This window comes from Aestuariivirga sp. (assembly GCF_046294715.1).
GTDB lineage: Bacteria > Pseudomonadota > Alphaproteobacteria > Rhizobiales > Aestuariivirgaceae > Aestuariivirga.
Genome location: NZ_JBKBKI010000021.1, coordinates 1 through 4,853, shown reverse-complemented (window position 1 = coordinate 4,853; position 4,853 = coordinate 1). Strand labels below are relative to the sequence as shown.

Genomic DNA, 4,853 nt, shown 5'->3' with positions numbered 1-4,853 from the left:
CCCTCTCCCCCCACCGCCGTCATCGACATGCCGCCGAAGAGGTAGGGCAGCAGGCCGCCGAAGAGCAGGCCCACCACCACCCACGGGCTCGACAGGTCGAAGCTCACCGGGACGTCGCTGAAGAAGGTCTTCAGGTCCTGGGTGTAGGCGGCGAAGAGTACCAGGGCGCCGAGGCCCGCCGAGCCGATGGCATAGCCCTTGGTGACGGCCTTCGTGGTGTTGCCCACGGCGTCCAGCGCGTCGGTGTTCTGGCGCACCTCCTTCGGAAGGCCCGCCATTTCGGCGATGCCGCCCGCATTGTCTGTCACCGGGCCGAAGGCGTCGAGCGCCACGATCATGCCGGCCAGCGCCAGCATGGTGGTGACCGCCACGGCGGTGCCGAAGAGGCCGGCCAGCGTGTAGGTGACGATGATGCCCGCGATGATGACGAGGGCCGGAAGGGCCGTTGCCTCCATGGAGACGGCGAGGCCCTGGATCACGTTGGTGCCGTGGCCGGTGATCGAGGCCTCGGCGATCGAGTTCACCGGGCGCTTGCCGGTTCCGGTGTAGTACTCGGTGATCCAGATGATGGCCGCGGTGATGATGAGGCCGACCACGCCGCACCAGAACAATGTCATGGGGGTGAAGGTGGCATCCGTCGTGGTGATCGGAACGGACATGCCGCCGAACACCAGGTAGATCACAGGGAAGAGCGCCACGAGCGAGAGGACGCCCGTCGCGATCACGCCCTTGTAGAGGGCGCCCATGATGTTGTTGTTGGCACCGAGCTTCACGAAGTAGGTGCCGATGATCGAGGTCACCACGCAGGCGCCGCCGATGGCGAGCGGCAGCACCATGCCGGCGAGCTTGAGATCGGCCGGAAGGGCGATGGCCGCGAGCACCATGGTGGCCACGGCGGTGACGACGTAGGTCTCGAACAGGTCGGCCGCCATGCCGGCGCAGTCACCGACGTTGTCGCCGACGTTGTCGGCGATGGTGGCGGGGTTGCGCGGGTCGTCTTCGGGGATTCCCGCCTCGACCTTGCCCACCATGTCGCCGCCGACATCCGCACCCTTGGTGAAGATGCCGCCGCCCAGACGGGCGAAGATCGAGATGAGGGAGGCGCCGAAGGAAAGGGCGACCAGCGCGTCGATGACGGCGCGGCTCGTCGGGTCGAGGCCCGCCATGTCCTTCAGGATGATGAAGTAGAGCGTGACGCCGAGGAGGCCCAAGCCCGCCACGAGGAGACCCGTGACCGCGCCCGACTTGAAGGCGAGGTCGAGGCCGCCGGCCAGCGACTTGGTGGCGGCCTGGGCGACGCGCACGTTGGCGCGCACCGAGACGTTCATGCCGATGAAGCCCGCGACGCCCGAGAGGATGGCGCCGATGGCGAAGCCGATGGCCGAGAAGGCACCGAGCAGGATCCAGGCGAGGACGAAGATCACCACGCCGACGATGCCGATGGTGGTGTACTGACGGTTCAGATAGGCCGTGGCGCCTTCGCGCACGGCGGCGGAAATCTCCTGCATACGGGCCGTGCCAGCGTCCGCGGCGAGGAGGCCGCGCGTGGTCACGATGCCGTACACGATGGAGAGCGCGCCTGCGAGCACGATCAGCCAGAGTGCAGTGGTCATGATAAACCCTTGTGTTCGTTCAGTGTTTTCCCCAGAGCCCCTAGACGGAATCATCCGCCCTCATCCCTGCTCCGAAAGATGGGGAAGGGTATGCCAAATCAAGGCAATGAGCGCAACAAGCACAAAAATTGAGGGTTTTGGCTCAGGCCAATGACTGATGGGCACGACTAGGAAAAAAAGTACAGGATGGCAAGATTCTGCCATAATGGCGTCAGGTTCCGGTGGTCTAAGCCCAGGCCGGACGAGGAGGACGGCGACGGCATGAAATTCTGGCTCTGGGTTCTGGTCACGGCGGCGGTTCTGGCGCTGGGGATCGCCATCCTGCCCCGCGGGATCGCCGCGGCGGCATTGATCGGAGGCCAACGCGACGAGGCCGCGGTGGCGGACTATCTCCTCTCCGGACGGAGCGCCGCCCACTACGAGGCCGCCGCCGCCCGCGCACTCGCCGAAAAGGACGACGACCTCGCCGCAAGCATCCGGGAGCTTGCCAATGCCCGCGGCGTGGCCCTTTCCCCCGCCCTCACGCAGGAGATCGCCGCCGCCGAGGCGGAGGCCCAGGCCCGCATGGGCGAGGAGGCCTGGAACGGCTTTCTCTCCGGCGATGCCTCGAGCGAGGCCGCGCTCGCCGGGGCCGTCGCGGCCGACCTCACGGGCGTGGGCGACCTGCGCGACCTGTTCGTCCAGGCCCGCCGCCAGATCGCCGGCGAAGGGGCCGATCCGTTCATCGTCGGGCTGGCGGGGGTTGGCCTCGCGCTCAGCGTGGCGACGATCGCCTCCGACGGGCTGGCGCTTCCCGCCCGCACGGGTGTCAGCACGCTCAAGGCGGCAAGGCGGGCGGGACGGCTCTCCCCCGCCCTCGTCCGACAGGTCGGGCGAATGGCGGGCGAGGCGGTGGACGGCCAGGCCTTCCGCAGCATGGCGGGCGCCCTGAAGCGCCTCGACATTCCCGCCGCGCGGACCGCCGCCTACGGACTCATCCGGCCCGCCGCGGTCGGCAGGCTCTCCGCACTGGGGGCGGATGTCGCCACCATCGGCGGCAAGGCCGGATACCGCGCCACGCTCCACACGCTGAAGACGGCCGAGACGGCGGAGGACGTTGCCCGCACCGCGAAGCTCTCCAGCCGCTTCGGCAAGGCGACGCGCGGCGTTCTGGTGATGGCGGGAACCGCCGTGACCTTCATGAGCGTCGCCGGCTCGGCGGCGTTCTGGACGCTGTCCATGCTGGGCTGGGCGGCGCTGGCGCTGCTGGCCCTCACGCGGCTCTCCTGGCGGATCGGGCGCCTGCTGTGGCGGCCGCGCAACCGCATCAATCTCAGCCCGCCGCCACCCTGGACTTCGGGTGCGTGGCAAGCCAGCCGATCATGACGAGCGCCAGGACCACCATGGGAAAGACGGCGAGGTTGACGCCGTTCCAGCCGAACCAGTCGAGGAGCTTGCCGGCGCTGAGGGAGGTGACGGCCGTCGTCGCGAAGACGAGGAAATCGTTCAGCCCCTGCGCCTTGTTCCGCTCATCCGCCTCGTAGGTGGTGGTGAGCATGGTGGTGCCGCCGATGTAGCCGAAGTTCCAGCCGAGCCCGAGCAGCACGAGGCCCACGGCGAAATTCTCGAAATGAATGCCGAGGAGCCCGGAAACGGCGGCGCCCACCAGCATCAGCATGCCGAGAGCGGAAATCCTCTCCGCGCCGAAGCGGGCGATGAGGGAGCCGGTGAAGAAGCTCGGCACGAACATGGCCAGGGCATGCCACTGGATGACCCAGCTCGAATCGGAGACCGAGAAGCCGCAGCCCAGCATGGCGACGGGGGTCGCCGTCATCACCAGCATCATGATGCCGTAGGCGAGCATGCCGGTGGTGGCGGAGACGATGTAGCGCGGCTGGCGGGCGATGACTGAGAGCGGGCGGCCGGTGGCGGCGTGCCTGTCCTCTGTCCTGGGGATGTCGACGGCGAGGAGGATCACCGCGCCGATGAGCGAGAGCGCCGCCATCACGAGCCATGTTCCCGCGAAGGTGACGGGCGCGAGGAGATCGACCGTTCCCATCACGATCACCGTGCCGATCAGGGCGGCGACGATGCCGCCCGTCATGACCCAGGAGATCGCCTTCGGACGGAAGGCGGGGCTTGCCGTATCCGCCGCGGCGAAGCGGTAATAGGAGGCGGAGGCCTGGTAGATGCCGAGCAGCAGGCAGCCGAGCAGGAACAGGCCGAAGCTCCGCTGAAAGATCGCCGCCATTCCGGTGAGCGCGCCCGCGGCACCGGCAATGGCGCAGAGCACGAAGCCCAGGCGCCTGCCGGTGCGGCGCATCATCAGCGAGATCGGGAAGGTGGTGAGCGCCGTGCCGACGATCATCATGGAGACGGGCAGTGTCGCCCAGGAGGGGCTCGGCGCGAGCTGGGCGCCGACGAGGCCAGCGGTGACGACCACCGCGGTAATCGCCGCGCCATAAAGGGCCTGGGCAACGGCGAGGATCGCCGCGTTGCGCTTCGCCTTGCGGTCGTCGAAGGCGGCGGCGGCCAGCGCCGTCACGCGGTGAATTCCTGCGGGCGCTTCTGGCGGGCGAGCTGGTTCAGCACGCCGTTGACGAAGCGCGGCTCCTCCGCGCCGAAGAAGGCGTCCGCCACATCCACGTATTCGCTGATCGCAACGCGGGCCGGCACGCGCTCCATGAACATCAGCTCATAGGCGGCGGCGCGCAGGATGGCACGCACGGTGGAATCGAGCCGGTGCAGCGGCCAGGCCTTGTCGAGGATGTGATCCACCGCGGGGTCGATTTCCTTCTGCTCGCGCACCACGCCATCCACCACCTCGCGGAGGTGGCGGTAATCGGCTTCGCCGCACTGGCCATCCTCGAAGTTCTCGCCCATGGCGCGGGCGGAGAACTGCGCGAGAGTCTCGCCGACGTCGCTTCCGGAGATGTCCATCTGATAGAGCGCCTGCACGGCGCCCAGCCTTGCGGCGGAGCGGCGCTCGCGCGGGTACTTGCTGTTCTCGGCGTTGGTCACGATGCCGCCTTGACGTCGAGCCCGGCGGCCTTGCGGGCCATGAGGCGGGAGAAGCGGATCATGGCGAGGGCGGCTTCGGCAGCGCCACCGCCCTTGTCCATGTCGTCCACCTTTGCGCGCGCCCAGGCCTGGGCCTCGTTCTCGCAGGTGAGAATGCCGTTGCCGATGCACAGCCCCTCGGTGGTGAGGCCCATGATGCCGCGGGCGCTCTCATTGGCCACGATGTCGTAGTGGGTGGTC

Annotated in this window: 4 protein-coding genes and 1 pseudogene; 1 reads left to right on the top strand and 4 read right to left on the bottom strand. The window is 68.4% G+C overall.

All coding sequences use genetic code 11. The features are described from left to right. Window positions 1-1,613: pseudogene (locus ACK4HL_RS13900) on the bottom strand (sodium-translocating pyrophosphatase); the annotation flags it as partial. A 261-nt stretch (window positions 1,614-1,874) separates the two neighbouring features. Between ACK4HL_RS13900 and ACK4HL_RS13895 the strand changes: the two are divergent. Next, the gene (locus ACK4HL_RS13895; RefSeq protein ID WP_409761316.1) at window positions 1,875-2,978 is read left to right on the top strand and encodes a hypothetical protein; all 1,104 of its coding nucleotides are present in this window, start codon (window positions 1,875-1,877) and stop codon (window positions 2,976-2,978) included. On the opposite strand, the gene ACK4HL_RS13890 is transcribed toward ACK4HL_RS13895, so the two are convergent. The 3 genes from ACK4HL_RS13890 to ACK4HL_RS13880 all read right to left on the bottom strand — a co-directional run. Next, window positions 2,926-4,137: an MFS transporter gene (locus ACK4HL_RS13890; protein ID WP_409761314.1), complete on the bottom strand. Its 1,212-nt coding sequence runs from the start codon at window positions 4,135-4,137 to the stop codon at window positions 2,926-2,928. The two genes, ACK4HL_RS13895 and ACK4HL_RS13890, sit on opposite strands and share 53 nt — an antisense overlap. Then, complete coding sequence (gene nusB, locus ACK4HL_RS13885; protein ID WP_409761312.1) at window positions 4,134-4,613, bottom strand: transcription antitermination factor NusB; 480 nt, start codon at window positions 4,611-4,613, stop codon at window positions 4,134-4,136. The genes ACK4HL_RS13890 and nusB overlap by 4 nt, the downstream gene beginning before the upstream one ends. Further along, on the bottom strand, window positions 4,610-4,853 hold a 244-nt coding region (locus ACK4HL_RS13880), incomplete at its 5' end, for a 6,7-dimethyl-8-ribityllumazine synthase (protein WP_409761310.1). The genes ACK4HL_RS13880 and nusB, both read right to left, overlap by 4 nt.

Excerpts from the sequence above, each read along its gene's own strand:
- ACK4HL_RS13895 (WP_409761316.1), top strand. The coding sequence starts at position 1,875 with ATGAAATTCTGGCTCTGGGTTCTGGTCACGGCGGCGGTTCTGGCGCTG.